Consider the following 21612-nt stretch of genomic DNA (forward strand, 5'->3'; position numbering starts at 1 on the left):
TCATCGCGAGAAGGTCGCGGCGGGATGCACCCATGCGCTGGGGGGCCTGCCTCAGCATCGATTTGCTGCATAAATTGCGAAGCAGAGAATGATTCCATCGCGGGATCAGCCCGCGCAGCAGCATTACGCCTCAAATGAACAAGTATGAACGGCAGAGCCGGATTCCTGCCGACCAAGCAACATTGCCCGACGACATTGCCGAAGAGCTGTCCCGCCTTCCGAGCGAGGTGATCGAACTCAGCGACGCGCCGCCGCTGGCGCCGCCGGCACCGCTCAATCCGGATGAAGTTCGCACCATCGTGATCAGCCTGATGCTGACGATGTTCCTGGCCGCGCTCGACCAGACCATCGTCGCGACCGCGCTGCCGACGATCGGACGCCAGTTTCACGACGTCACCAATCTGTCCTGGGTGATCACGGCCTATCTGCTCGCCTCCACCGCGGTGGCGCCGGTGTTCGGGACGCTGAGCGACATCTACGGCCGCCGCGTCATGATCATCACCTCGCTCAGCCTGTTCGTGGTCGGCTCGGTGCTGTGCGCGATCGCCCCCAGCATGACCATGCTGATCGTTGCCCGCGGCCTGCAGGGGCTTGGCGGCGGCGGCATCATGCCGGTTGTCCAGACCGTGATCTCCGACGTGGTCACCCCGCGCGAGCGTGGCCGCTATCAGGCTTATTTCTCCAGCGTCTGGATGGCCGGCGGCATTCTCGGCCCCGTCGTCGGCGGCGTGTTCGCCGAGCATCTGCACTGGTCGATGATCTTCTGGATCAACCTGCCGCTCGCGGCGGCGGCGCTGGCGCTGCTGCTGCCGAAGATGAGCAAGATCCCGGTGTTCCACCGCAAGCGCAAGGTCGACTGGCTCGGCGGCGTGCTGCTGATGGCCTCGGCCGTCGTGCTGATGCTGGTGCTGACCTGGGGCGGCACCCGTCTGTCCTGGCTGTCGCCGACCATCACGGCCATGATCGGCGCCTCGATCGCGCTCGCCGGCGCCTTCGTCTGGCATGCGCGCCGGGCTGACGAGCCGTTCCTGCCGTTGTCGCTGCTCGGCGGCTCGGTGGTGCCGTTCGCAATGGGCGCGGGCGGCTGTGCGCTCGGTGCCATGGTCGGGCTCACCGTGCACCTGCCGCTGTATTACGAGGTGGTCTATCACCTCACCGCCAGCGAGGCCGGCCTTGCGCTGATTCCGCTCGCGGCGATCTCGACCTTCGGTGCGGCGATCGCCGGCCGCACGATGGCGAAGGCCAGGCACTACAAGCGTGTCGCGATCGTCGGCACCTCGGTCGCCGCGATCTGCGCCGTCGGCATGGCGGTGACGACGCTGCCGCTGTGGGGATTGCTGCTGTTGATGAGCGTGTTCGCGCTCGGGCTCGGCACTACGTTCCCGATCTGCGTGGTGTCGCTGCAGAACGCGGTGGCGCGCCCGCAGGTCGGCACCGTGACCGGCGCGATGAACTTCTTCCGCGCGATGATGGCTTCGTTCACGGTCGCCGCCTTCACCACGATTTTGCTGATGACGCTGGGCCCCGATATTTCGCTCAACGGCGAGCATCATGCTGCGGCCGCAGGCGCCGTGAGCGCGATCCCGATGGCCGACATGATCACGGCGTTCCGCTACGTATTCGGCGCCGCCGCCGTGCTGCTGACCACGGCTTCGATCTGCATGATCACGATGGAAGAGCGCCCGCTCGCCGGCCCCGCCGCGCGGCCGCCGGCGGAGATGGCGGAGTAGGGCGGGAGCCAAGCTTACCGCTGTCGTCCCGCTGAACGAACGCAGGGATGATCCTGTGACCACGCCAAGTCCACCGCTGTCGTCCCGGCGAAGGCCGGAAGGTGACCCATAACCAGCGTGTTGGTTGCCGTAGGGATCGCGGCCCCAGCATCGCGCAACAATTGGCATTTGGGGTAATGGGTCCTGGCTCCCGTGCGCAATTGCGCACTAGGCCAGGACGACGATGAGGATGGTTCTCGATTCAACCTGTCAAACCACTTGTTCGGTGTCATCGCCCGGCTTGACCGGGCGATCCAGTATTCCAGAGACAGTTGTGCTTGAGTGGATGGGCCGCGGCGTACTGGATCGCCCGGTCGAGCCGGGCGATGACAGGTGAGGATGGGGATACAGCTTCGCGTTCTCGCGACATGATTTGTCCGAGCTTTGCATCTCGTTCCGCCCTCTCGTTGAGCAGAGGGCGCAGGGAAAGCCGGGTGCCGATCGCACCCATGGGCCCCGAGCAAAGGGTAGAAAGCTCGGGGGTAGGACCACAGGTGTAACCGGAAACTCCGGCTTTCCCTGCGCGATGGGTTACGGCTTACTTCGTGCTCTCCCCGGCGAGACTGGGCTTGTTTGTCACCGCCTTCGCAAGACGCAATTGCGTCTTACAAGGGGACACCGGCCGCTAGGGCGTCAGGACCACACGACTTCACCGTCCGCGTCAGTCACGTTCGTCAGTTGTGACATCAGCGTCCACCGCATCTCACCGCAACACCCGTGACGATGCGCAGCGCCCCTCGATCGGGTGAGACGGGAAATTCATACACTGAGTTGGGTGTGCCGATAAACAGAAATATTTTTGCGCGAGGGGCTTGCGCCGTCGGGCAACTCAGTGATCGGCGCCCCGCGCTCATATTCCCCCACTGCCTCATCTTTGTTCAGCCTGAAAGCGCCGACCCACTACTTTAGTTGCCGTCGATGCATGGCGATCTGCGCGCAGTTTCACTTGCTGCGCATTTTGTCGCAGCTATAGTCCCGCCCCAAGAGCTGGAAGCGGCCGAAGAAGAACAAGAGGAGTGAAACAGGGTGAAAACAACATCGCGACTGCCTTTTCATGCGATGCAGCAACTTGCCGGAGTGGCCGTGTTGGGCCTGCTGGCCGCGGCGCCGAGCGGAGCGCAGGCCGCCGATACCCTCAAGATCGGCGTGATCGCCGAGGCGCAGGCGATCGCCGGGGCGTCGATCCCGCAGGCAGCGCAGCTCGCTGCCGAGGAGATCAACGCCAAGGGCGGCATCGACGGCCGCAAGATCGAAATCGTCTCTTACGACAATCACTCATCCTCGGCGGATTCGGTGCGCGCATTCCAGCGCGCGGTCAACGAGGACAAGGTCAACGTCGTCATCTCGAGCTATATCAGCGAAGTCGTGCTGGCGTTGGAGCCGTGGGCCTCGCGCCTGAAGACGCCGTTCGTCACGCCGGGCGCCGCCTCCAACGAGATCAGCAAGAGCGTTCACGCCGATTACGAGAAGAACAAGTACACCTTCCACGGCTACCTGACCTCGGCGGCGCTGGCGCTGTCGGTGTGCGATGCCGCCAAGGACCTGCTGGTCGATCAGAAGCACATGAAGACCGCAGTCATCATGAGCGAGGACGCGGCGTGGACCAAGCCGCTCGATGTCGGCTATGAAGAGTGCCTGCCGAAGATCGGGCTCAAGGTCGTCGACCATATCCGCTTCTCGCCCGATACCACCGACTTCACGCCGATCTTCAACAAGGTCGAAGCCGCCAAGCCCGACGTGATCATCACCGGCATCTCCCATGTCGGCGTACAGCCGACGGTGCAGTGGAAGAACCAGCAGGTGCCGATCCCGATGTTCGGCATTTCCTCGCAGGCGACCAACGAGACCTTCGGCAAGGACACCAACGATGCGGCGGAAGGCGTGCTGTATCAGGGCGTGTCGGGCCCGAACGTCGCGGTGACGCCGAAGTCGGTGCCGTTCGCGGAGGACTTCAAGAAGCGCTACGGCAACTATCCGTCCTACGCCGGCTACACCGCCTATGACGAGGTCTACTACATCGCCGATGCGGTGAAGCGCGCCGGCTCGGTCGAGGCCGACAAGATGGTCGATGCGCTGGAGAAGACCGACTGGGAAGGCACCATCGGACGCGTCCAGTTCTACGGCAAGGACGACCCGTTCACCCATTCGATCAAGTACGGCAAGGGCCTGATCACCGGACTGATGCTGCAGTGGCAGGGCGGCAAGCAGGTCGCGGTCTGGCCGAAGGAGGTCGCCAAGAGCGATCTCAGGTTCCCGAGCTTCGTCAAGGTCCCCACGAACTGACCGGTCAGCATGCTCCCGGGGCCCTCCCGGGAGCATCCGTCTTCGGTTTCGCGTCCTCCACAACAGGCAGCCTTGCTGCCGCGGCCAATCTGAGATGCTCGCCTTACAAATCCTGATCGATGGCTTTGCCATCAGTGCGCTCTATGCACTCGGCGCGACCGGCTTCACCCTGATCTTCGGTGTCTCCGGCGTTCTCAACCTCTCCCACGGTGCCATCATGGTGGCCGCAGCGGTCGCGGCCTGGGCCGCGGCCAGCGTGTTGCACCTCGACATCTACACCGGCGCGTTGTTCGGTGTCGGCGTGGCGCTGATCGTGTCGTTCGCGACCTATTTCGCGGTCGTGAAGCCGATCCAGAATTCCAGGCGGATCCCCAACGAGGAGAAGGAAATCTTCGTCCTCACCGGCACCTTGCTGTGGGGCATCATGATCCAGGAGCTGATCGCCTATTTCTTCACCAACAACGCCAAGACGGTGCTGCCGATCGTCGAGGGCGTCGTCGATATCTTCGGCAACCGCACGCCGCGCAACAACATCTTCACCGCGCTGGTGTGCTGCCTCGTGATCGGTCTGCTCTGGCTTCTGGTGAACCGCACCCGGACCGGCAAAGCGGTGCTGGCGGCCTCGATGAACCCGCGCGGCGTCACCTTGCTCGGGCTCGAACTCACGCAGATCTATATCGTGGTGTGGGGCATCTACGGCATTCTCGCCGGCATCGCCGGCGTGCTGCTCGGCATGTTCCTCGGCGTCAGCTCCTACAGCGTCGGGCCGCTGACCGCGAGCGCGTTCTCGATCGTGGTGCTCGGCGGCCTCGGCAGCGTCTCGGGCTCGCTGATCGCGGCCTTCGTCGTCGGCTATCTCGAGACCATCACGGCCTACATGATCTCGCCGGCCTATCGCACCATCCCCGCTCTGCTGCTGCTCGTGTTCGTGATGTATATCCGGCCCCAGGGCCTCTTGGGGAGGCGCTGACATGGCCAACTTCTTCACGTCGCGCCTGTTCTTCATTTCGCTGGTTAGCGTAGTGGTCGCCGCTACGCTGCCGTTCTACGTCTCGGGCTACATCCTTGGCCTGCTCACCGTTGCGTTTTATTTCGGCGTGTTCGCGATGGCCTGGGACCTGCTGTTCGGCTTTGCCGGCGAGGTCAATTTCGGCCCGACCTTCCTGATCGGCACCGGCGCCTACACGGCGGGCATCCTTAACAACCAGTTCGGCTGGTCGGTCTATCTCTGCATCCTGCTCGGCGCGCTGGCGTCGGTTGTCGCGGGCTTCGTGCTGGCACTGCCGGCGCTGCGGGTGAGGGGGCCGTATTTCGGCCTGACCACGCTGGTTGCGGTGCTGATGCTGCAGAATTTCATCGTGGTGTTTGCTGACCTGACCGGTGGCGAGATCGGGCTCACCATCCCAGATGTCATCACCATCAATGCCGGCGCCAATTACTGGATCGCGCTCGGCTTCATGACCATCAGCGCGGCCATCCTCTATGGCCTGTCGCAATCGCCCGTCGGCCTCGTGCTGCAGGCGAGCGGGCAGGACCCGGTGCAGGCCGGCGCGCTCGGCTTCAACATCGTCAAGCACAAGCTCGCGGCGTTCATCGTCAGCGCGTTCTTCTCAGGCCTGTCGGGGGCGCTTTTGGTGTTCTACTTCGGCACCGCCTCGGTCGGCACCGTGGTCGACGTCGCGGTCGGCGTGAACGTGATCGTCTCCGCCGTGCTTGGCGGCCGGCGCACCGTGCTGGGGGCTGCGTTAGGTGCGATCTTCCTGATCGTGGCCGGCGAATTCCTGCGCCCGACCGGCGAGCTTGCGACCTTCATCGTCTCGGCGGTGGCGCTGCTCGTCGTGCTGTTCTTCCCCGGCGGTTTCCTCGGAGCGGCCCTGTCACGCGAGGCGCGCTCCTGATGGACCAGACTGTGATCACCACCCCGACGCTCGCGGTGCGCGGCCTGACCAAGCGGTTCGGCGGCCTGACCGCGGTGAAGAATCTGAGTTTCGAGCTGCGCCCCGGCGAGATCCTCGGCCTGATCGGGCCGAACGGCTCGGGCAAGTCGACCGCGATGAAGAGCGTGATGGGCATCGAGCGCCCGACCGCGGGCGAGGTGCTGTTCGAAGGCGAGAACGTGGCCGGGCTGCCTGCGCACAAGATCGCGCGCAAGGGCTTTGGCATGGTGTTCCAGCACTCGCGGCCGTTGAACCGGCAGACTGTGCTGGAGAACATCATGGTCGCGCTATTGCCCGACAGCCTGTTCATGCTGTTTCCCGACAAGGCGCTGACCGAGCGCGCCAAATGGATCGCCGACCGCGTCGGCCTTGGCGCGGTGATGAACCGTCGTCCACCGACGCTGCCATTCGCGGATCTGCGCCGGCTCGAATTGGCCAAGGCAATCGCGCGCGATCCAAAAGTCGTGCTGGTCGACGAGCCCTTCGCCGGCCTCACCAGCACCGAGGTCGGAACGTTCTCGCAATTGATCCGCAGCTTCCGCGACGAGGGCCGCGCGGTGATGCTGGTCGATCACAACGTCAAGAGCGTCGCGGCGCTGGTCGACCGCGTGCTTGCGATGTATCTCGGCGAGGAGATCACGACCGGCCGCGCCGATGAGGTGATGAAGAACGAGACCGTGCGGCGGGTCTATCTCGGCGGCGCGATCGAAACCCATGCGCGGCCCGAGACCTCGTTCAAGGACAAGGTGCCGCTGCTGCAGGTCGAGAATGTCAGCGTGCATTACGGCAAGGCGCAGGCGCTGGAGAACGTCTCGATCCACGTCCATGAGGGCGAGTTCGTCTCCATCGTCGGGTTGAACGGCGCCGGCAAGACCACGCTGTTCAACACCATCTCGGGCTTCCTGCCCTATACCGGCGAGATCCTGCGCGGCGGCGAGAAGTTGCGCGGCACGGGGCCGGCCAAGATCGCCCGCTCGGGCCTCGTGCAGTGCCCGGAATCGCGCGAGCTGTTCGGCGAGATGACGGTGCGGGAAAATCTCGATCTCGGCGGCCAGCATCTCGACGACGCGGCGCGGGCGAAACAGCTCGCCTGGCTGTTCGAACTGTTTCCGATCCTGAAGGAGCGTCAGGGCCAGATGGCGCAGACGCTGTCCGGCGGCGAGCAGCAGATGCTGGCGATCGGCCGCGCGCTGATGATGCAGCCGCAGATCCTGATCCTCGACGAGCCGACGCTTGGACTTGCGCCCGTCATCCTCGAACTGCTGTCGAAGGCGCTGGAGAAGCTGCGCCAGACCACCAAGATCACGGTGCTGCTCGGCGAGCAGAACGTGACGTTTGCGCTTCCGCATGCCGACCGCGTCTATGTGCTGGAGCACGCGCGGATCGTCTGGGAGGGCGACCCCGGCCGGTTCGCCGCGGAGGCCGGCAAAGACTTTCTCTGACGTTCGAAAACTTCAAGCAAGAAAGCAAAGCAAGGGAGATCATGATGACAGGATATTCAACCGCTACCCGCGTGAGCTTTTTGGCTTCCGCGCTCGCGCTCTGCCTCGCGGCGCCGGCCTATGCGCAGTCCAACGATCCGATCAAGATCGGTGTCATCGCCGAGGTGCAGTCGATCGCAGGTGCGGCAACGCCGGGCGGCGCGCAGATCGCGGCCGACGAGATCAACGCCAAGGGCGGCGTGATGGGCCGCAAGATCGAGATCGTCACCTACGACAACAAGAGCTCGTCGGCCGACTCGGTGCGGGCCTTCCAGCGCGCGGTGAGCGAGGACAAGGTTTCCGCCGTGATCGCAAGCTACATCAGCGAGGTCGTGCTGGCGCTGGAGCCGTGGGCGTCGCGGCTGAAGATGCCGCTGATCACGCCCGGCGCCGCCTCCAACGAGATCACCAAGGCAATCCACAACGACTATGAGAAGAACAAGTACACCTTCCACGGCTATCTGACCTCGGCGGCGCAGGCGCAGCTCGTTTGCGACGCCGCCAAGGAGCTCCTGGTCGACCAGCTCAAGTTCAAGTCGGCGGCGATCATGAGCGAGGACGCGGCCTGGACCAAGCCGCTCGATGTCGGCTACGAGGCCTGCCTGCCGAAGGCCGGGTTGAAGGTGGTCGAGCACATCCGCTTCTCGCCCGATACCACCGACTTCACGCCGATCTTCAACAAGATGGAGAGCGCAAAACCCGACGTGATCGTGACCGGCATCTCCCATGTCGGCGTGCAGCCGACGGTGCAATGGAAGAACCAGCAGGTGCCGATCCCGATGTTCGGCATCAGCGCGCAGGCGCTGAGCCCGTCGTTCTGGGGCGACACCAACGGCGCCGCCGAGGGCGTGCCGTCGCTCGCGGTGGCGACGCCCGATGTCGCGGTGACGCCCAAGACAAAGCCGTTCGCGGCCGCCTTCAAGGCCAAGTTCGGCACGCCGCCGGCCTATACCGGCTACACCGCCTATGACGAGGTCTACATCATCGCCGAGGCGATCCAACGCGCCGGCTCGACCGATCCAGACAAGATGGTCGCCGAGCTCGAGAAGACCGACTTCGACGGCACCATCGGCAAGATCCAGTTCTACGGCAAGAACGACGAGTTCACCCACGGCATCAAGTCCGGCCCGGGCGCCGTCACTGGCCTCGTGTTCCAGTGGCAAAGCGGCAAGCAGATCACGGTGTGGCCGAAGGCGATCGCCGAGGGCAAGCTGAAGTTTCCGAACTTTGTGAAGCTGTCGCAGTAATCGCGCGAGCATCAAGAGAAACGAAGGGCGGTCACACGGTGGCCGCCCTTCTTACTTGCGCGTCGGCGGGGCCGCCTGGATCGTCGGCGCCGCGGCCGCAAGCAGTGCGGCGCGATCGCCGTTGCGCGGCGGATAGATGCGCCGCTGGTTGATGGTCTGCTTGGTGAGTTTTGCGGCGGCGCCCGTGGTGTGCACCTCGCGGTCCCAGCCGGTGGTGTAGAGCGCGCCCCAGGCGCCGAGATCGAGCACCGTCACATACCAGTCGATGGTGAGCGGCAATAGCTTTTCACCGAACAGATCCGCCATCACATTGTGGCCGGCAAAGCGGCCCATCGGCCGCGCGAACTGGCAGGACATCACGGTCGGATGCTCGCCGTCGATCAGGCAGGCCGCGATATCGCCGGCGGCGAACACGTCCGCCATGCCCTCGGCGCGCATGAAGTGGTCTACGGCGAGGCGGCCGAGCGCGTCGCGCTTGACCGGCAGCGTTGCGGCGAGGTGGCTGGCGCGCATGCCGCCGCACCACACCACGGTCTCCGTCGGAATGATCTCGCCCGAGCTTAGCGTGATGCTCGTGGCATCGACGGCGTTGACCCTGACATTCAGCCGCGTCTCGACGCCGAGCGCGGACAGCGCTTCGTTGATGACCGGGCGGCCATGCGCGCCGAAGGTCGCGCCGACCACGGGGTTGGGATCGATCAGGATGATGCGGCGGTCGCTGGAGATGCCGGCGTGGGCGAGCTTGGCCTGCATCTCGGCCGCGACCTCGATCCCGGTGAAGCCGGCGCCGACGACTACGACCGTCGTGCGGGCCTGCGACGGTGGTTGCTTGCCGAGCGCGGCCAGATGCGCGTCGAGCTTGATGGCAGCTTCATAGGTGTCGACGTCGAAGCCATGGGCGGCAAGGCCGGATATGGCGGGGCGCACCAGTTCGCTGCCGGTGGTCAGCACCAGCCGGTCGTAGCTCAGCTGCTCGGCGCCTGCGCCCGTCCTGACCGTGACCTCGCGCTTCGCCGGATCGATCGCCGCGACATCGGCCACCCTATGCCCGACGCCGACCGGATCGAGCAGGTCCTTGAGCGGCAACGCGACGTCGGCGAGATCGACCTCGTAATTGCGCACCCGGATGTTGTGGTAGGCGTTGCGGTCGACGACGAGGATCTCGGTGTCCGCCGCCCGCGCGCCGATCTCGTCGCGCTTACGCGCAGCACCAAGCGCCGCCCACAGCCCGGCAAAGCCGGCCCCCAGCACCAGGATGCGCGCCATCTCTCCCTCCGATCTTCCGTCGGAGGCAGCTTGCCTGCGCAGGCAGGGTCAAATCAAGTGGGTGAGGGGTGTGCGAAGTGCCGTCACGTCCCCGGCCGCGACACCTCGGTCTCCTTGCTGGTGATGAATTCCAAGAGCACCGGCACGCCTTCTTTGGTCTTCTGGATGCCGCGCTTGATCGCGGGGATGATGTCTTCGGGCCTGGTCACCCGCTCGCCATAGCCGCCGAAGGCACGCGCCATCGCCGCGTAATCGCCGGAGATGTCGGTCGAGCGGTATTTCTCGGTCGAGATCGGCATCACCTTCAGTTCGATCGCCATCGAGAAATTGTTGAGCAGGATCGACATGATCGGAATCCGCTCGCGCACCGCGGTCTCGAAATCCATCCCCGTGAAGCCGATCGCGGCGTCGCCCCAGACATTGATGCAGAGTTTGTCCGGTTTTGCCAGTTTGGCGCCCATCGCGAGGCCGAGGCCGTAGCCGAGCTGCGTGGTCTTGCCCCAGCCGATATAGGACAGCGGCTCGACCGACTTCCAGAACGGCGAGAGCTGGTCGCGCGGGCTGCCGGCGTCGTGGGTGATGATGGTGTTGTGAATGTCGACGGTGTGTTGCAGGTCCCACAGCACGCGGTAGGGATTGAGCGGCGCGTCGTTGTGCGTCAGCTTCGGCATCCATTTGGCGAGCCACTCCTTGTGGGACGCGGCGATCTCCTCGGCGACGGCGTTCGCGTTGCGGTCCGCGGTCACGGTCTTGCCGATCTCCTCCAGCAGCGCATCGAGCACGAGCCCGGCATCGCCGACGAGGCCAATCCTGGCCTCGACATCCTTGTTGATGTGGTTCGGATCGAGCGTCGAATGGATGATGGTCTTGCCCTTCGGCATCGCGATGCCGAACGACGTCTCGGTGAAGGAGCAGCCGATGCCGAAGATCACGTCGGCTTCGGCGAGGAATTTCGGCACCGCGCGCGGCACCGCAAGGCCGCCGGAGCCGAGCGACAGCGGATGCGTCTCCGGGAAGGACGACTTGCCGCCGAGGCTCGTGGTGACGGGGATCGCGAGCCGTTCGGCGAGGCGCTTCAGCTGCGGCCAGGCCTTTGCATAATGCACGCCCTGGCCGGCATAGATCACCGGACGTTTTGCATTCACGAGCAGCGCCGCGGCCTCTTTCACATGCACGGGGTCGGCGCCATAGCGGGTGCGCAGCACCGGCGTGTAGTTCAAGGGCTCCGGCACCTCCTCGTTCCACATGTCGGCCGGGATTTCGACGATCACCGGCCCGCCACGGCCGTTCTTCAATTTGGTGAAGGCGCGGCGGAAGATGTTGCAGACCTCCGCGGCGATGTTGATCGGCTCGGACGACTTCGAGAACGCCTTCATCGCCTGGCTGGAATTAAAGTTCGGATCGATGTTGGCAAGCCTGCGCGCATAGCCCATCGGCAGCACCAGCACCGGCACGGATTCGCCATAGCACTGCGCGACGCCGCCCATCGCGTTCTCAGCGCCCGGGCCGTGCTGCATGCAGAAGGCGCCGATCTTCTCACCCGAGGTGACGCGGGAGATCGCGTCTGCCATGTGCACGCCGATGCGCTCCTGGCGCACCATCACCGGGCGGATGTCGGCACTGGCGGCGTATTCGATCAGGTGGTTGACCGGGTAGCCCGTGAGGATCTCGATGCCCTCGCGCTTCATGATTTCCGCGATCGCGGTGCCGAGCTTCATGACGGTCACTCCCTCTGGATGCGGCCGGTTTGGTCCGGCCTCGTTGTCGTCCTGTCCGATAAAGGAACAGGATTCCGTCGACCGGTAAAGCGCGGCCGGGGCCGGATCAGGTAGTCCTGATATGCGTTTACGCCCAATCGCGGCTTGGCGCCTTGCCGGCTGGCGGGAAGCTGCAGGCAGAACTAGCATCCAGTTTCTGTGCAACCTTTAAGCGACCGTTCATCCTGTCCCTCAACGGGCCGTCAACCAATGTGACCTAGTTTTGCTGGCATATTGCTACGGCGCGGGAGAAAAAGCCGCGAGCGTCGGACAGGAGCTTTTCATGCGCGCTTTGCTTGCAAGATTTCTGGGTGATGAGGTCGGCGCGACGGCGATCGAATACGCCATCATTGCTGGCGGCATCAGCATCGTGATCGTCGCCGGCGTCAGGGGCATCGGCACCAGTGTGAGCGGTCAGTTCAACGCCGTCAGTTCGGCCTTCAAGTAAGCGCGGTCGGAAACGCTTCGCATTCTTCCGGATTCAATCGTCCCCGTTCAACGCGCGCAACATCGCGATGTGCACAAACATCAGCCAGCCCCTCGTTGCGCAGCGTTGATCAGATGCTCGACCGCGATCGACCAGCGTGCCTCCTGCTGGGCGTCTTCAAATAATCTTATGATGTAGCCGGCGGCCTGTTGCTATCGCCGGGTGACGCCCGCTCAGCCCGCCTTCTTGCGCGCCGTGGTGCCTTGCGCGCGCGCCGGCTTCTCGGCCTTCTTCGGCTCGGGCTTGACCGCCTCCTTCGGCTCGCGCTTGCCGCTGCCCGAGATCGGCAGCAGCATCTCGCGCTGGCCCTCGATGCGCTTCTTCGGCTTCTTGTCCTTCGCCGCCTTGGCCTCAGCCTTGGCAGGAGCCGCCTGCTTCTCGTTGGCGAGGCTCTTCTTCAGCGCGTCCATCAGGTTGATGACGTTGCCGCTGGTCTTCGCCGCGGGCTTGGCGATCTTGATGCCGTTGCGCTTCTGGTTGATCAGATCGATCAGCGCCTGCTCGTAGCGGTCCTCGAAATCCTCCGGATCGAACTCGGCGGACTTCTGCTCGACGATGTGCTTGGCAAGATCGAGCATGTCCTTGGTGATCTTCACATCCTGGATGTCGTCAAAATACTCCTTCTCGCTGCGCACCTCATAGGGGTAGCGCAGCAGCGTGCCCATCAGCCCGTTGTCGAGCGGCTCGAGCGCGATGATGTGCTCGCGGTTGGTCAGCACCACGCGGCCGATCGCGACCTTGTTCAGGCTGCGGATGGTCTCGCGGATCACCGCAAAGGCGTCGTGGCCGACCTTGCCGTCGGGAACGAGGTAATAGGGGCGGATCAGATAGCGGCTGTCGATCTCGGTGCGCGGCACGAATTCGTCGATCTCGATGGTGCGGGTCGAATCCAGCGCGATATCGTCGAGCTCTTCCTTGGTGACCTCGATATAGGTGTCGGTGTCGACCTTGTAGCCCTTCATGATGTCGTCGGTGGCCACTTCCTCGCCGGTCTCCGCGTCGACCTTGGCGTATTTGATCCGGTGGCCGGTCTTGCGGTTGATCTGGTTGAAGGAGACCTTTTCGGTATCCGACGTCGCCGGGTACAGGGCAACGGGGCAGGTCACGAGCGAAAGGCGCAAAAAGCCCTTCCAGTTGGCGCGGGGGGCCATAGGCAAAACTCCGATAACGCAACCGACGGAACGGTCGAGGATAACACCGGGAACCCCAGTTTGAAACAACACGGCTTGGTGAATCTCGCAACGGCGTTAACCGTGGCCTCGAGCCTGCGCCGGTTTGACGCGGTCCGCGGCGGGATCGCCGGCCGCCCGCCCATGGACGGCCCGGAACATCGCTCCCGATCAGGCGTTGGGTTTTCGAAGGGGAGCGGCAAGCGCCGGAATTACAGGCACTTAAGCAATGAGGTCGGCATGGCAACGGAACGACACGGTCAGATCATCGAAACCCCGACCGAGGCGCGCCAGGCCGAGCCCGGACCTTCGGTTCTCGCGCTGCTCACGGCCTCGACAGGGCTCGCGGTCCTGATCCTCGGCATTGTCTGGTTCGTCTCCTTCCGCGTCTGAAGCCCCTATCGTTAACTGCGCATGTGAGGCTCATTGCTCATCGAGATGTGGCGGAACACTCCACCGACAACTCGCGGACCCCTCACGAATCGTCCATGCCAAAAGTCGCCGCGAGGAGACGTGAGGTGTGCAGCCGCCCCGATCCGCCACGGCGTTCTCGTGTTCGATCGCCTTGACTCAAGACAGGTTGCGGTCGACGCCGATGTTACGATGATGCACGCGAAAAGTTCCGGCGTGCGGGCCATCGCCGCCGCTGCAGTCCGACCGCGGATCATGTCGAGTAGAATTTTCTTGAGCCAAGCACATTTTTTCTTGAGCGATCGCTCGCGGCTCGCAGTCTCACAAAATTCCACAATGACGATCAGTGATGCGCGGGGCGAATAGCTGCCTCGCGCCGCGTCACGAGATCATCGAAATTGACTGCTAGCTGATTTGAATCAGATCTGCCTCGAGCTTGAGATGTTCTATCAACAAGAAGAAAAAACCTCGCTGCTGGCGCGCTTCAAGGAGAAAAGCGTTTCAGGCGCGTTCGTCGGATTGACGGTTCTGGCGATGGCGGGGTGGATTTATCTTCTCAGCTCGATGTTCCTGAAATTCATGCTCTGGTGGTTTTCCTGAGACGTCGCTGCCGAGAACGCTTCTCTCTCGAGAACACTTGTCTCTCGCCAACACTTGTCGCGCGAGAACACCTGGCGTCGGCGCCTGATTATTGTCGCGCCGTTCCGTTGCACAAAAATTTCGGCCGCTGAACAATCTTTCGGCGCGCTCAATCATGATGTCGTCACAACTCGGAATGTTAATAACATCGAGGCTGATGTGGACGACTGTGATGCTTTCTTCTGTTGTTATTCTCGCGGCGGTGTTCGTCGCAGGCTTTTTCGCCGGTTTCGCCGCGCGTTCGTGGCGATCGCACAAGCGCCGCGCGCGGTACCGAATCTATGCGCCGTATGTGGCGCCGTCAGCCGCCAGATCGTCGAGACCGAAACAGCCGGTCACGGCGTTCGGGCACATGCGTCGCGCGTTCTAAGGCATGATCCGGAAAAGTGCGGAGCGGTTTTCCGAAGAGATATGCCTAAGGACGGGTTAGTTCGATCGAGGTAGCGCGACGTTGTGGTGAGTTGGGGTTGGCGGGCGACATGCAATCGGTCATCCTGTCTTCGTTGCGGCAGCCGGGCTGGGTTCGGGTCCCGGCCTCTTGTCGCCGTTGGCCCTGCGCATCGTGAGGGAACTTGCACAACATGAGTGATCTCAGGGGTCATTCGCCGAGGCGGTATGTCGTCGATGTCAGTGGCCGGCGCGTGCTGGTTGGTCTTACGCTCGAAGAGACGTCGGAATTCGAGGGGTTGGACACCTCCCTGCCGCAGCTGCCGGACCTCGGAGAGCGAGATGCGGAGCCGGGTGCATCGGACGTCGAGGGACGGTGGCTCGAGCTCTACGACAAGCACGACAAGGCCTGGATCAAGTGGAAGGCCGACCTGAGGGCCGGGCAGCAGGTCAATTCACCCTTTTTTAACTAAGACCGGGCGATTTTGATCTATGCCGCCTGAATGGGCCCGAACCGGATACTGACAGATGTTTCAGCTGTTTCTGCGGGCTCGCGCGCACGACCTGACCCGGTCGCGGCGTGGCGAGGAAGGCTTCAAGGCACGCTCGGCCGAGCGGGATGCCGAGACCGATCGCGCCCGGATCGGATCGATCATGGCCGCAATCGAGGCCGCGCTGCAGGCCGCCGAAAGCGAGCAATCCGGCCTTGGCCGCCGTGTCGATGATGTGCTGGCCCGTGCCGCAGTGACGCTTGGTAACGGCACCGACGAATATCTGGAACGCGAGGCGCTTGACAACCATCATCAAGACCTGTTTGACGCCGAGATCTTGAACGGCCAGCGCCGGCTGAAGGAATTGGCGACCGAGATTGCGCACTTCAAGTTCGTGAAGGCCGCAGTCCTGAGCCGCTTTCCGGACTACAAGGCTCCGGCCGCCAGCAACTGACGCGCCATCCGAGGCGCCTTGCGGCCGGAATGCACAGCCAGCCGTTGCGGCCGCGTTTGACGGCGCATCCGGCCGGCTCCGGCGCAAGGCGAAAGGCACAGGCAGGACGTGGTGATCGCAGGCAATCTACTCGTCACGGGCTGCGCCGGCTTTATCGGCTTCCATCTGGCAGAGCACCTGCTGAGGGCAGGGCAGCCGGTCATCGGCATCGACAATCTGAACGATTATTATGACCCGGCGCTGAAGCGTGCGCGGCTCGACCTGCTCAAGCAGCACCGTGGCTTCACCTTCCAGCAACTCGACCTCGCCGACCGCGCCGGGATGAAGGCGCTGTTCGAGCGTTATCGCTTCGAGGTCGTGGTGCATCTCGCCGCCCAGGCCGGCGTGCGCTACTCGCTGCAGAACCCCCATGCCTACGCGGATTCCAATCTGGAAGGGTTCATCAATGTGCTGGAGGGCTGCCGGCATACCGCGTGCCGGCACCTGCTGTTTGCCTCCTCATCGTCGGTCTACGGCGCCAATACCAAGCTGCCGTTTTCGATCCACGACAATGTCGATCATCCGGTCAGCCTGTACGCCGCGACCAAGAAGGCCAACGAGCTGCTCGCCCATTCCTATAGCCACCTCTATCGCATCCCGACGACCGGGCTGCGCTTCTTCACCGTGTATGGGACGTGGTATCGGCCGGACATGGCGCTCTATGCCTTCGCGGACGCGATCACCAAGGGGAAGCCGATCCAATTGTTCAACAACGGCCAGATGCGGCGCGACTTCACCTATGTCGATGACGTGGTCGAGGCGATGGTGCGGCTGATCGGCCGCGCGCCTGAGGGCGATGCCAACTGGTCGGGCGGGCATCCCGATCCAGGGTCGAGCAGGGCGCCCTGGCGGGTCTATAATATCGGCAACTCCAGGCCGGAAGAACTGATGCATGTGGTGGGGCTGCTGGAGCAGGGCTTCGGCCGGCAGGCGGAAAAGCAGTTGCTGCCGATGCAACCTGGGGATGTTCTGGAGACGGCAGCCGATGTCTCCGATCTCGAGCGCGAAATCGGCTTTCGGCCGCAGACGCGGATCGAGGACGGCATCGCCAGATTTGTCGATTGGTATCGGGCCTATCACAACGTCGATCGGACGTAGTGCGCTGCTTGCGAATCCGGGCGCGAGAAAAGCTGGTTCGGCGTGGAACGGAGTTTCACAATGAGAGTTATCATCGGTTTTGCCGTCGTTTCGGCCGCGACCATCGTCTCCAGCGCAATCGTTCCGGCGCGCGCGATCGACGTCAAGGTGGCACGCGCCTGCGATGCGCTGGTGGCGAAGGCATTTCCGCCCCGGCAGCCGGGCAATCCGGCATCCAGCAGCGCGAACGGCAATGCGAAGGTCCAGCGCGACTACTTCAACAAATGCGTCGCCAATGGCGGCAAGATGGACGACGCCGCCGCTGCCAAATCGAAATAGCGTGCGATCGCGACGCCGTTACGAATTAGCGATGCTTATGGCAGTTGGCGCACGAATTGCCGCTCGTCGCGATGATCGTGCCATGCGCCAATGCGGGGACGAAGCGCGAAGGCGTTCGCTCCATCCGTCCAGGGCCGAAAACGCATCGATGCCATCTCTCGAATTGGAATAGCATTGTCGCGTTCGGCTCCGGTTCGAGGCGAATATTGTGCGTGGCCGGACGTCGCGCGTTGAAAGCTTCCGGTGCATCGTCAGAGCCGATCAGAACGGATCAAATCAGACGATGTCTCACTATCCGTAATGGATCGAAACATTCTGCGATCCGTGCAGACCGCGGCGTTCGCTGCCCACATCCATGCTGCTCGGTTCAACCTGTTATGCGCAGAGCGAGTCCCATCAATCGGCAGCAGCAGATTTAGTGTGTGCGCGCTGCCTTTGGTGGAATATCTGGTTCGGCATCGGAACTCCTCTTCAACGCGCGAGCCTTTGACGCGGCGACATTTTGATCGCTCGAACGCGCGCCTCCGGTTTCAATAGCGATCGCTGCAATCAACGATCGCCGAATGATTTCATGCGCTTGGTTGCGTTCAACGCTCGGCGCCACCTGCGCCGTTTCGCCGCGCGTCTCATCACTTGCCGCTATTTCCCATCGCGACGACACAATACGGCCATCGATTAAATCTTTCGCGATCTGGTTGTGGAACCCGAGTGGGAAAATTTCTGTCAGAGCCAAGTTGGTCGCAAACCTGCCCCATTAATTTCCTTCGATGTGCGCGGTCGGTCTCTGTCATTCAAACTTCAATCACATCGCTCATACCCGTAACCGCAGAGCGAGGGCGCGCCATGAAGCAGCACAAGATTCAACATTTGCATCAGCCGATCGAAGAGGCGTTGCTCGCGACCAATCGATCGCTGCGCGACGAGGTCGTTGCGCTGATGCTGGATATCGCTGAGTTGCGTGAGCTGCACGAAGGCCCGGTTGCGTCTCGTTCGTTCGGTGCATCCTGTGAGCAGACCCGCCCGCGCGTCGCGTTGCGCCGGGTTCATCGCTGACATTCGTCCGCGGACGCCTCCCCGAGCAGTTGTGTCTAGTCAGCGCCGGCACTAGCGAAGGCCGCCGGCTCGCATATGGTTGCGGGTTGTTCAATCTATAGTTGAATAGTATTCGGCCCTCTCCGCAATGCGGCCGGGCCCCCTGACGGCTTTTCCCGGCAAGTCCGCGTATGAGGGAGGGCAGCTGGAGCGGTCAGTGCTCTTGCGGTACGGACTTGTGCGCCCCGACATCGGACAGACGCTCGCGCAGGATCCAAGTCTGCAAGACCAGCTCGACGGCGGTATGTCGGAGTTCGAAATTCTCCGCGACGAGCCGTTCCAGGGCGTCGGTCGCATCGCTGGAAGCGGACTGGTTCCCCTCGAAGACCTTGAGACGCGCCATAGTGTCGATCCTCGCAAAAATGTTGATCAGAGACGGGCTCTGACAAGCGTCAGCACAGAATAGTTCGCAGACTCTCAGGCGGCCGTGGTTCCGCCTGATCGCCAAGGGTGGGAAAGCGCTTAATCGTTAATTTGGGTCGAGCGATCAACGTTAGGTTTCGTGAAAATAATCCTCAAATATGTTGAAACCCTCATGACACCCAGTGTCTTCGTACGTACCGCTGCGCGTGCGTGCCCGCAAGCCGCCGGACGCGAAGGTCGAGAGATTAATTTGTTAGGATTTTGTGAAAGTCTTGCTTGACTGGCTGGCAGGGTAACACAGTGAGACATGGGGCACTCACAATCTGTCAACGGACTGATTGAGTATTTCTCATTTGCTCTCACTCGGGAATGCAAACGGTGCGCCAGTTATCCAGCTCAAATTCTCATACGTAGAAAGTCGTATAACTTTTTCTCCCTGATGCCTTCTGCGGGGGAATCTTGCGTACATATTCCGGGTAAATACCTTGCAGCTTCGGCGTTTCTTCGCACAATGCGTCGCTGCCGACGGCAAGTTCGAGGCTCCCGAAGGCCCCCGGGATATCCTCAATTTGAATTTCCTGTTGCATTTACATAGCTTATAGGCCATGCGATTATTGCTAATCTAGGGGGCAACGAGATGACCAATGAGGCGTCATTCTACTGAGGAGATCACTTCCAAGGTCAAACAGGCCGAGGAACTCATGGCGCGGGGGCAATCACAGGCCCAAGCGTGCAAGGTGCTGGGCGTGAGCGTGATGACGTTTCACCGCTGGCGCAAGCAGGAGGCCGCGCGCGGTCACCATGGGAATGGTACTGTTACCGAGCTCGTCGCTCGTACCGATGATCGAGATGGAATCCCCCCTGTCCGCAACCGTATTGACGAATTGCGGCTGGAAAATGAACGGCTGCGTCGGATCGTAACCGACCTGCTCCTCGAGAAAATGAAGATTGAGGAGAAGCTTGCGCTCAGGTCCAGCGGCGGCAGCGGTTTGCCCCGCCGTGGTGAAGTCCAAAGCTAACGTAAGCTGATCCGTTAATGGATACGTGAGGGCCTGGGCGCCAGCAGCAGCTGGTCGCTCAGATGTGCTTTCTCAGATCGTGCGCGCAGCTCCTCGAAGATCGGACGTAGTCTGGCCTGCGCCAGGTCCAGACCTCCGACAATGTCCTGATTCGGCATTTCTGCCGGGAATCGGGCCGCTCTCAGCTTTGTTTCGATCGCCTTGACCAGCACCTCGACATCGTCGCGATGCTGGCCTGCGACCAGCTCGGCGCCCACAGGCGGATCAAATGGAGGAGGGCCACCAGCGCGGCCTCGGTTTCGCCAGCTGACGAACTCATGGTCGTTCTCTGCCCGATATGTGCGGCAGGTCTTGCGAGCTTATCACCTGCCTGATAATAGAGATATGAATTGTTAACACGAATGTTAATTCCCGATGCCCGACCTTTCGGACGCTCGATTAGCGAAGGCACCGGTTAGCTTCGGCGCCTTTTCATTCGCTTTTGCCTCTCTCGAGGCGTTCGCCGTCACCTTCGAGATGATCATCGTCGTGCTGTCCAGCATCATCGGCGGCGCGGCCTATCATCTGTTTTACTACCACACGGTTTATAGCAACAGCTTCGAGGGTTTTCTAGGGATCGGCGTCCTCGCCGCGATCCTTCACATGTTCGTCGCCAAGTCGCAGGGCCTCTACAATGCGCAGGTGCTGGCCGGCCTCGACCGGCGCTGGAGCAGCCTGCTTGGCGGGTGGCTGCTGGTCGTCCTGCTGATGACCCTGATCATCTTCCTCTTGAAGGTGGGTTCCGGCGTCTCGCGCGGTTCGGTGATGTCGTTCGGGCTGATCGGCGGCCTCGGGCTGGTGACCGGACGGGTGCTGCTGCAGGCGCCGCTGCAACGGGCGATCGACCGCGGCATGCTGGCGACGCGCCGCGCCGTCGTGGTCGGGATGGCGGACGAATTGTCCCGGGTGCGGCAATCGAGCCTGCTACGCGATTTCGGTCTCAGCGAGGTGCGACGGGCGCAGCTTTCCGGCACGTCGGACGACGACGGCGACCGGGCGGCGGTCGCGTCAGCCATTCGCGCCGCGCGGGAGTGCGGCGCCGACGAGATCGTCCTGGCGATGCCATGGCAGCAGGAGCCGCGCATCCAGTTTGTGTGCGACCTGCTGCGGGCGTCGCCGCTGCCGGTGCGGCTCTTGCCCGACCGGACGGCTGAACGGTTCCTGGCGCTGCGGATGGTGGCGTCTGGCCCGATCCCGACGCTGGAAATGCAGCGCTCGCCGCTCACCTCGTTCGAGCGCGCCGGCAAGCGGCTGTTCGACATCGTGGCGTCCAGCGGCCTGCTGCTGCTGTTCGCGCCGCTGCTGATCGGGACGGCGATTGCGATCAAGCTCGACTCCCGAGGGCCGGTGCTGTTTCGGCAGCGCCGCAACGGGTTTGACGGCAAGCAATTCCACATCCTCAAATTCCGCTCCATGCATGTGCTCGAGGATGGCGATGTCATCACGCAGGCCCGTCCGAACGATCCGCGGCTGACCGGGATCGGCGCGACGCTGCGCCGCCGCAGCATCGACGAGCTGCCGCAGCTGGTGAACGTGCTGCGCGGCGACATGTCGCTGGTCGGGCCGCGGCCGCACGCGCTGGCGCATGACGACAAATATTCCAAGCTGATCGCGAGCTATGCGCAACGCCAGCACGTCAAGCCGGGCATCACCGGTCTCGCGCAGGTGCAGGGCCTGCGCGGCGCGACGCCCGCGATCGAGGACATGCAGCTGCGCGTCGCCCACGACCTCGTCTACATCAAGAGCTGGAGCTTCATGCTGGACCTGCGCATCTTGTTGCGCACGATCGGCGCAGTGCTGCGGCACAAGGGCGTTTGAAGGTTGGGTGTTTGAAGGTCGGGCGTCTGCCGGGTGCTTGCGCTTGCG

At 62.9% G+C, this 21612-nt stretch carries 23 protein-coding genes; 16 read left to right on the plus strand and 7 right to left on the minus strand.

Annotation, left to right across the window (positions count from 1 at the left end; translation table 11 throughout):
* Positions 1-134 precede the first annotated feature (134 nt).
* From WDM24_RS13550 to WDM24_RS13575, 6 genes are all read left to right on the plus strand, one after another.
* Positions 135-1730 (plus strand): MDR family MFS transporter, encoded by a 1596-nt coding sequence (locus WDM24_RS13550; RefSeq protein WP_338831583.1) that lies wholly within the window; start codon positions 135-137, stop codon positions 1728-1730.
* Positions 1731-2828: 1098 nt separating this feature from the next.
* A complete protein-coding gene (locus tag WDM24_RS13555) occupies positions 2829-4052 on the plus strand; it encodes an ABC transporter substrate-binding protein (RefSeq protein WP_338832385.1) in 1224 nt (407 codons plus the stop codon).
* 94 nt (positions 4053-4146) lie between these two features.
* Complete coding sequence (locus WDM24_RS13560) at positions 4147-5022, plus strand: branched-chain amino acid ABC transporter permease (RefSeq protein WP_018270667.1); 876 nt, start codon at positions 4147-4149, stop codon at positions 5020-5022.
* Position 5023: 1 nt separating this feature from the next.
* Positions 5024-5950 carry a branched-chain amino acid ABC transporter permease gene (locus WDM24_RS13565; protein WP_338698572.1) on the plus strand — a complete coding sequence of 309 codons (927 nt, stop codon included), beginning with the start codon at positions 5024-5026 and terminating at the stop codon, positions 5948-5950.
* On the plus strand, positions 5950-7431 hold the full coding sequence (locus WDM24_RS13570) for an ATP-binding cassette domain-containing protein (protein WP_166293729.1): 1482 nt from the start codon (positions 5950-5952) through the stop codon (positions 7429-7431). Before WDM24_RS13565 ends, WDM24_RS13570 begins: the two co-directional genes overlap by 1 nt.
* Before the next feature lie 41 nt (positions 7432-7472).
* Positions 7473-8717 (plus strand): ABC transporter substrate-binding protein, encoded by a 1245-nt coding sequence (locus tag WDM24_RS13575; protein ID WP_338831584.1) that lies wholly within the window; start codon positions 7473-7475, stop codon positions 8715-8717.
* A 51-nt stretch (positions 8718-8768) separates the two neighbouring features.
* Here WDM24_RS13575 and WDM24_RS13580 read toward each other — a convergent pair whose 3' ends face one another.
* Both WDM24_RS13580 and WDM24_RS13585 read right to left on the minus strand, forming a co-directional pair.
* Positions 8769-9983: an NAD(P)/FAD-dependent oxidoreductase gene (locus tag WDM24_RS13580; RefSeq protein ID WP_338831585.1), complete on the minus strand. Its 1215-nt coding sequence runs from the start codon at positions 9981-9983 to the stop codon at positions 8769-8771.
* Positions 9984-10066: 83 nt separating this feature from the next.
* On the minus strand, positions 10067-11701 hold the full coding sequence (locus tag WDM24_RS13585) for a thiamine pyrophosphate-requiring protein (RefSeq protein WP_338831586.1): 1635 nt from the start codon (positions 11699-11701) through the stop codon (positions 10067-10069).
* Between the two features lie 322 nt (positions 11702-12023).
* Between WDM24_RS13585 and WDM24_RS13590 the strand changes: the two genes are divergently transcribed.
* Positions 12024-12188: a Flp family type IVb pilin gene (locus WDM24_RS13590; RefSeq protein ID WP_029084091.1), complete on the plus strand. Its 165-nt coding sequence runs from the start codon at positions 12024-12026 to the stop codon at positions 12186-12188.
* A 212-nt stretch (positions 12189-12400) separates the two neighbouring features.
* On the opposite strand, the gene WDM24_RS13595 is transcribed toward WDM24_RS13590, so the two are convergent.
* Complete coding sequence (locus tag WDM24_RS13595) at positions 12401-13378, minus strand: Ku protein (RefSeq protein WP_338831587.1); 978 nt, start codon at positions 13376-13378, stop codon at positions 12401-12403.
* A 258-nt stretch (positions 13379-13636) separates the two neighbouring features.
* Between WDM24_RS13595 and WDM24_RS13600 the strand changes: the two genes are divergently transcribed.
* The 6 genes from WDM24_RS13600 to WDM24_RS13625 all read left to right on the plus strand — a co-directional run bounded on the left by WDM24_RS13600 (position 13637) and on the right by WDM24_RS13625 (position 17233).
* Entirely contained in the window at positions 13637-13789 is a 153-nt protein-coding gene (locus tag WDM24_RS13600) for a hypothetical protein (protein ID WP_338698585.1), read from the plus strand.
* 459 nt (positions 13790-14248) lie between these two features.
* On the plus strand, positions 14249-14407 hold the full coding sequence (locus WDM24_RS13605; protein ID WP_165128757.1) for a hypothetical protein: 159 nt from the start codon (positions 14249-14251) through the stop codon (positions 14405-14407).
* A gap of 620 nt (positions 14408-15027) precedes the next feature.
* The gene (locus tag WDM24_RS13610; RefSeq protein WP_166293738.1) at positions 15028-15306 is read left to right on the plus strand and encodes a hypothetical protein; all 279 of its coding nucleotides are present in this window, start codon (positions 15028-15030) and stop codon (positions 15304-15306) included.
* A gap of 55 nt (positions 15307-15361) precedes the next feature.
* Positions 15362-15778: a hypothetical protein gene (locus WDM24_RS13615; protein WP_166293739.1), complete on the plus strand. Its 417-nt coding sequence runs from the start codon at positions 15362-15364 to the stop codon at positions 15776-15778.
* Between the two features lie 108 nt (positions 15779-15886).
* Positions 15887-16915, plus strand: coding sequence for an NAD-dependent epimerase (locus tag WDM24_RS13620; protein WP_414645717.1), 1029 nt, complete (start codon positions 15887-15889; stop codon positions 16913-16915).
* 60 nt (positions 16916-16975) lie between these two features.
* Positions 16976-17233 (plus strand): hypothetical protein, encoded by a 258-nt coding sequence (locus tag WDM24_RS13625; RefSeq protein ID WP_338831588.1) that lies wholly within the window; start codon positions 16976-16978, stop codon positions 17231-17233.
* 415 nt (positions 17234-17648) lie between these two features.
* On the opposite strand, the gene WDM24_RS13630 is transcribed toward WDM24_RS13625, so the two are convergent.
* The gene (locus WDM24_RS13630; RefSeq protein ID WP_338831589.1) at positions 17649-17966 is read right to left on the minus strand and encodes a hypothetical protein; all 318 of its coding nucleotides are present in this window, start codon (positions 17964-17966) and stop codon (positions 17649-17651) included.
* 110 nt (positions 17967-18076) lie between these two features.
* Here WDM24_RS13630 and WDM24_RS13635 point away from each other — a divergent pair, with 110 nt between their 5' ends.
* Positions 18077-18286 carry a hypothetical protein gene (locus WDM24_RS13635; RefSeq protein WP_166203788.1) on the plus strand — a complete coding sequence of 70 codons (210 nt, stop codon included), beginning with the start codon at positions 18077-18079 and terminating at the stop codon, positions 18284-18286.
* 193 nt (positions 18287-18479) lie between these two features.
* Here WDM24_RS13635 and WDM24_RS13640 read toward each other — a convergent pair whose 3' ends face one another.
* Both WDM24_RS13640 and WDM24_RS13645 read right to left on the minus strand, forming a co-directional pair.
* Positions 18480-18668 carry a hypothetical protein gene (locus WDM24_RS13640; protein WP_029084082.1) on the minus strand — a complete coding sequence of 63 codons (189 nt, stop codon included), beginning with the start codon at positions 18666-18668 and terminating at the stop codon, positions 18480-18482.
* Positions 18669-19092: 424 nt separating this feature from the next.
* Positions 19093-19275 (minus strand): hypothetical protein, encoded by a 183-nt coding sequence (locus tag WDM24_RS13645; RefSeq protein WP_338831590.1) that lies wholly within the window; start codon positions 19273-19275, stop codon positions 19093-19095.
* 57 nt (positions 19276-19332) lie between these two features.
* Here WDM24_RS13645 and WDM24_RS13650 point away from each other — a divergent pair, with 57 nt between their 5' ends.
* A complete protein-coding gene (locus WDM24_RS13650; RefSeq protein WP_166293743.1) occupies positions 19333-19707 on the plus strand; it encodes a helix-turn-helix domain-containing protein in 375 nt (124 codons plus the stop codon).
* Positions 19708-19721: 14 nt separating this feature from the next.
* Here the strand turns inward: WDM24_RS13650 and WDM24_RS13655 are convergent, their stop codons facing one another.
* Complete coding sequence (locus WDM24_RS13655; protein WP_245284852.1) at positions 19722-19964, minus strand: hypothetical protein; 243 nt, start codon at positions 19962-19964, stop codon at positions 19722-19724.
* A 157-nt stretch (positions 19965-20121) separates the two neighbouring features.
* On the opposite strand from WDM24_RS13655, the gene WDM24_RS13660 reads away from it, so the two are divergent.
* Positions 20122-21564 (plus strand): undecaprenyl-phosphate glucose phosphotransferase, encoded by a 1443-nt coding sequence (locus WDM24_RS13660; RefSeq protein ID WP_338831591.1) that lies wholly within the window; start codon positions 20122-20124, stop codon positions 21562-21564.
* The last annotated feature ends 48 nt before the right edge of the window (positions 21565-21612 follow it).

The sequence above is a fragment of the Bradyrhizobium sp. 27S5 genome, assembly GCF_037217225.1.
GTDB lineage: Bacteria > Pseudomonadota > Alphaproteobacteria > Rhizobiales > Xanthobacteraceae > Bradyrhizobium > Bradyrhizobium septentrionale.

What these genes read in the sequence shown, in the direction of transcription:
- WDM24_RS13550 (WP_338831583.1), top strand. Translation starts at nt 135, where the DNA reads ATGAACAAGTATGAACGGCAGAGCCGGATTCCTGCCGACCAAGCAACA.
- WDM24_RS13555 (WP_338832385.1), top strand. Translation starts at nt 2,829, where the DNA reads ATGCAGCAACTTGCCGGAGTGGCCGTGTTGGGCCTGCTGGCCGCGGCG.
- WDM24_RS13560 (WP_018270667.1), top strand. Translation starts at nt 4,147, where the DNA reads ATGCTCGCCTTACAAATCCTGATCGATGGCTTTGCCATCAGTGCGCTC.
- WDM24_RS13565 (WP_338698572.1), top strand. Translation starts at nt 5,024, where the DNA reads ATGGCCAACTTCTTCACGTCGCGCCTGTTCTTCATTTCGCTGGTTAGC.
- WDM24_RS13570 (WP_166293729.1), top strand. Translation starts at nt 5,950, where the DNA reads ATGGACCAGACTGTGATCACCACCCCGACGCTCGCGGTGCGCGGCCTG.
- WDM24_RS13575 (WP_338831584.1), top strand. Translation starts at nt 7,473, where the DNA reads ATGATGACAGGATATTCAACCGCTACCCGCGTGAGCTTTTTGGCTTCC.
- WDM24_RS13580 (WP_338831585.1), bottom strand. Translation starts at nt 9,983, where the DNA reads ATGGCGCGCATCCTGGTGCTGGGGGCCGGCTTTGCCGGGCTGTGGGCG.
- WDM24_RS13585 (WP_338831586.1), bottom strand. Translation starts at nt 11,701, where the DNA reads ATGAAGCTCGGCACCGCGATCGCGGAAATCATGAAGCGCGAGGGCATC.
- WDM24_RS13590 (WP_029084091.1), top strand. Translation starts at nt 12,024, where the DNA reads ATGCGCGCTTTGCTTGCAAGATTTCTGGGTGATGAGGTCGGCGCGACG.
- WDM24_RS13595 (WP_338831587.1), bottom strand. Translation starts at nt 13,378, where the DNA reads ATGGCCCCCCGCGCCAACTGGAAGGGCTTTTTGCGCCTTTCGCTCGTG.
- WDM24_RS13600 (WP_338698585.1), top strand. Translation starts at nt 13,637, where the DNA reads ATGGCAACGGAACGACACGGTCAGATCATCGAAACCCCGACCGAGGCG.
- WDM24_RS13605 (WP_165128757.1), top strand. Translation starts at nt 14,249, where the DNA reads ATGTTCTATCAACAAGAAGAAAAAACCTCGCTGCTGGCGCGCTTCAAG.
- WDM24_RS13610 (WP_166293738.1), top strand. Translation starts at nt 15,028, where the DNA reads ATGAGTGATCTCAGGGGTCATTCGCCGAGGCGGTATGTCGTCGATGTC.
- WDM24_RS13615 (WP_166293739.1), top strand. Translation starts at nt 15,362, where the DNA reads ATGTTTCAGCTGTTTCTGCGGGCTCGCGCGCACGACCTGACCCGGTCG.
- WDM24_RS13625 (WP_338831588.1), top strand. Translation starts at nt 16,976, where the DNA reads ATGAGAGTTATCATCGGTTTTGCCGTCGTTTCGGCCGCGACCATCGTC.
- WDM24_RS13635 (WP_166203788.1), top strand. Translation starts at nt 18,077, where the DNA reads ATGAAGCAGCACAAGATTCAACATTTGCATCAGCCGATCGAAGAGGCG.
- WDM24_RS13640 (WP_029084082.1), bottom strand. Translation starts at nt 18,668, where the DNA reads ATGGCGCGTCTCAAGGTCTTCGAGGGGAACCAGTCCGCTTCCAGCGAT.
- WDM24_RS13645 (WP_338831590.1), bottom strand. Translation starts at nt 19,275, where the DNA reads ATGCAACAGGAAATTCAAATTGAGGATATCCCGGGGGCCTTCGGGAGC.
- WDM24_RS13650 (WP_166293743.1), top strand. Translation starts at nt 19,333, where the DNA reads ATGAGGCGTCATTCTACTGAGGAGATCACTTCCAAGGTCAAACAGGCC.
- WDM24_RS13660 (WP_338831591.1), top strand. Translation starts at nt 20,122, where the DNA reads ATGCCCGACCTTTCGGACGCTCGATTAGCGAAGGCACCGGTTAGCTTC.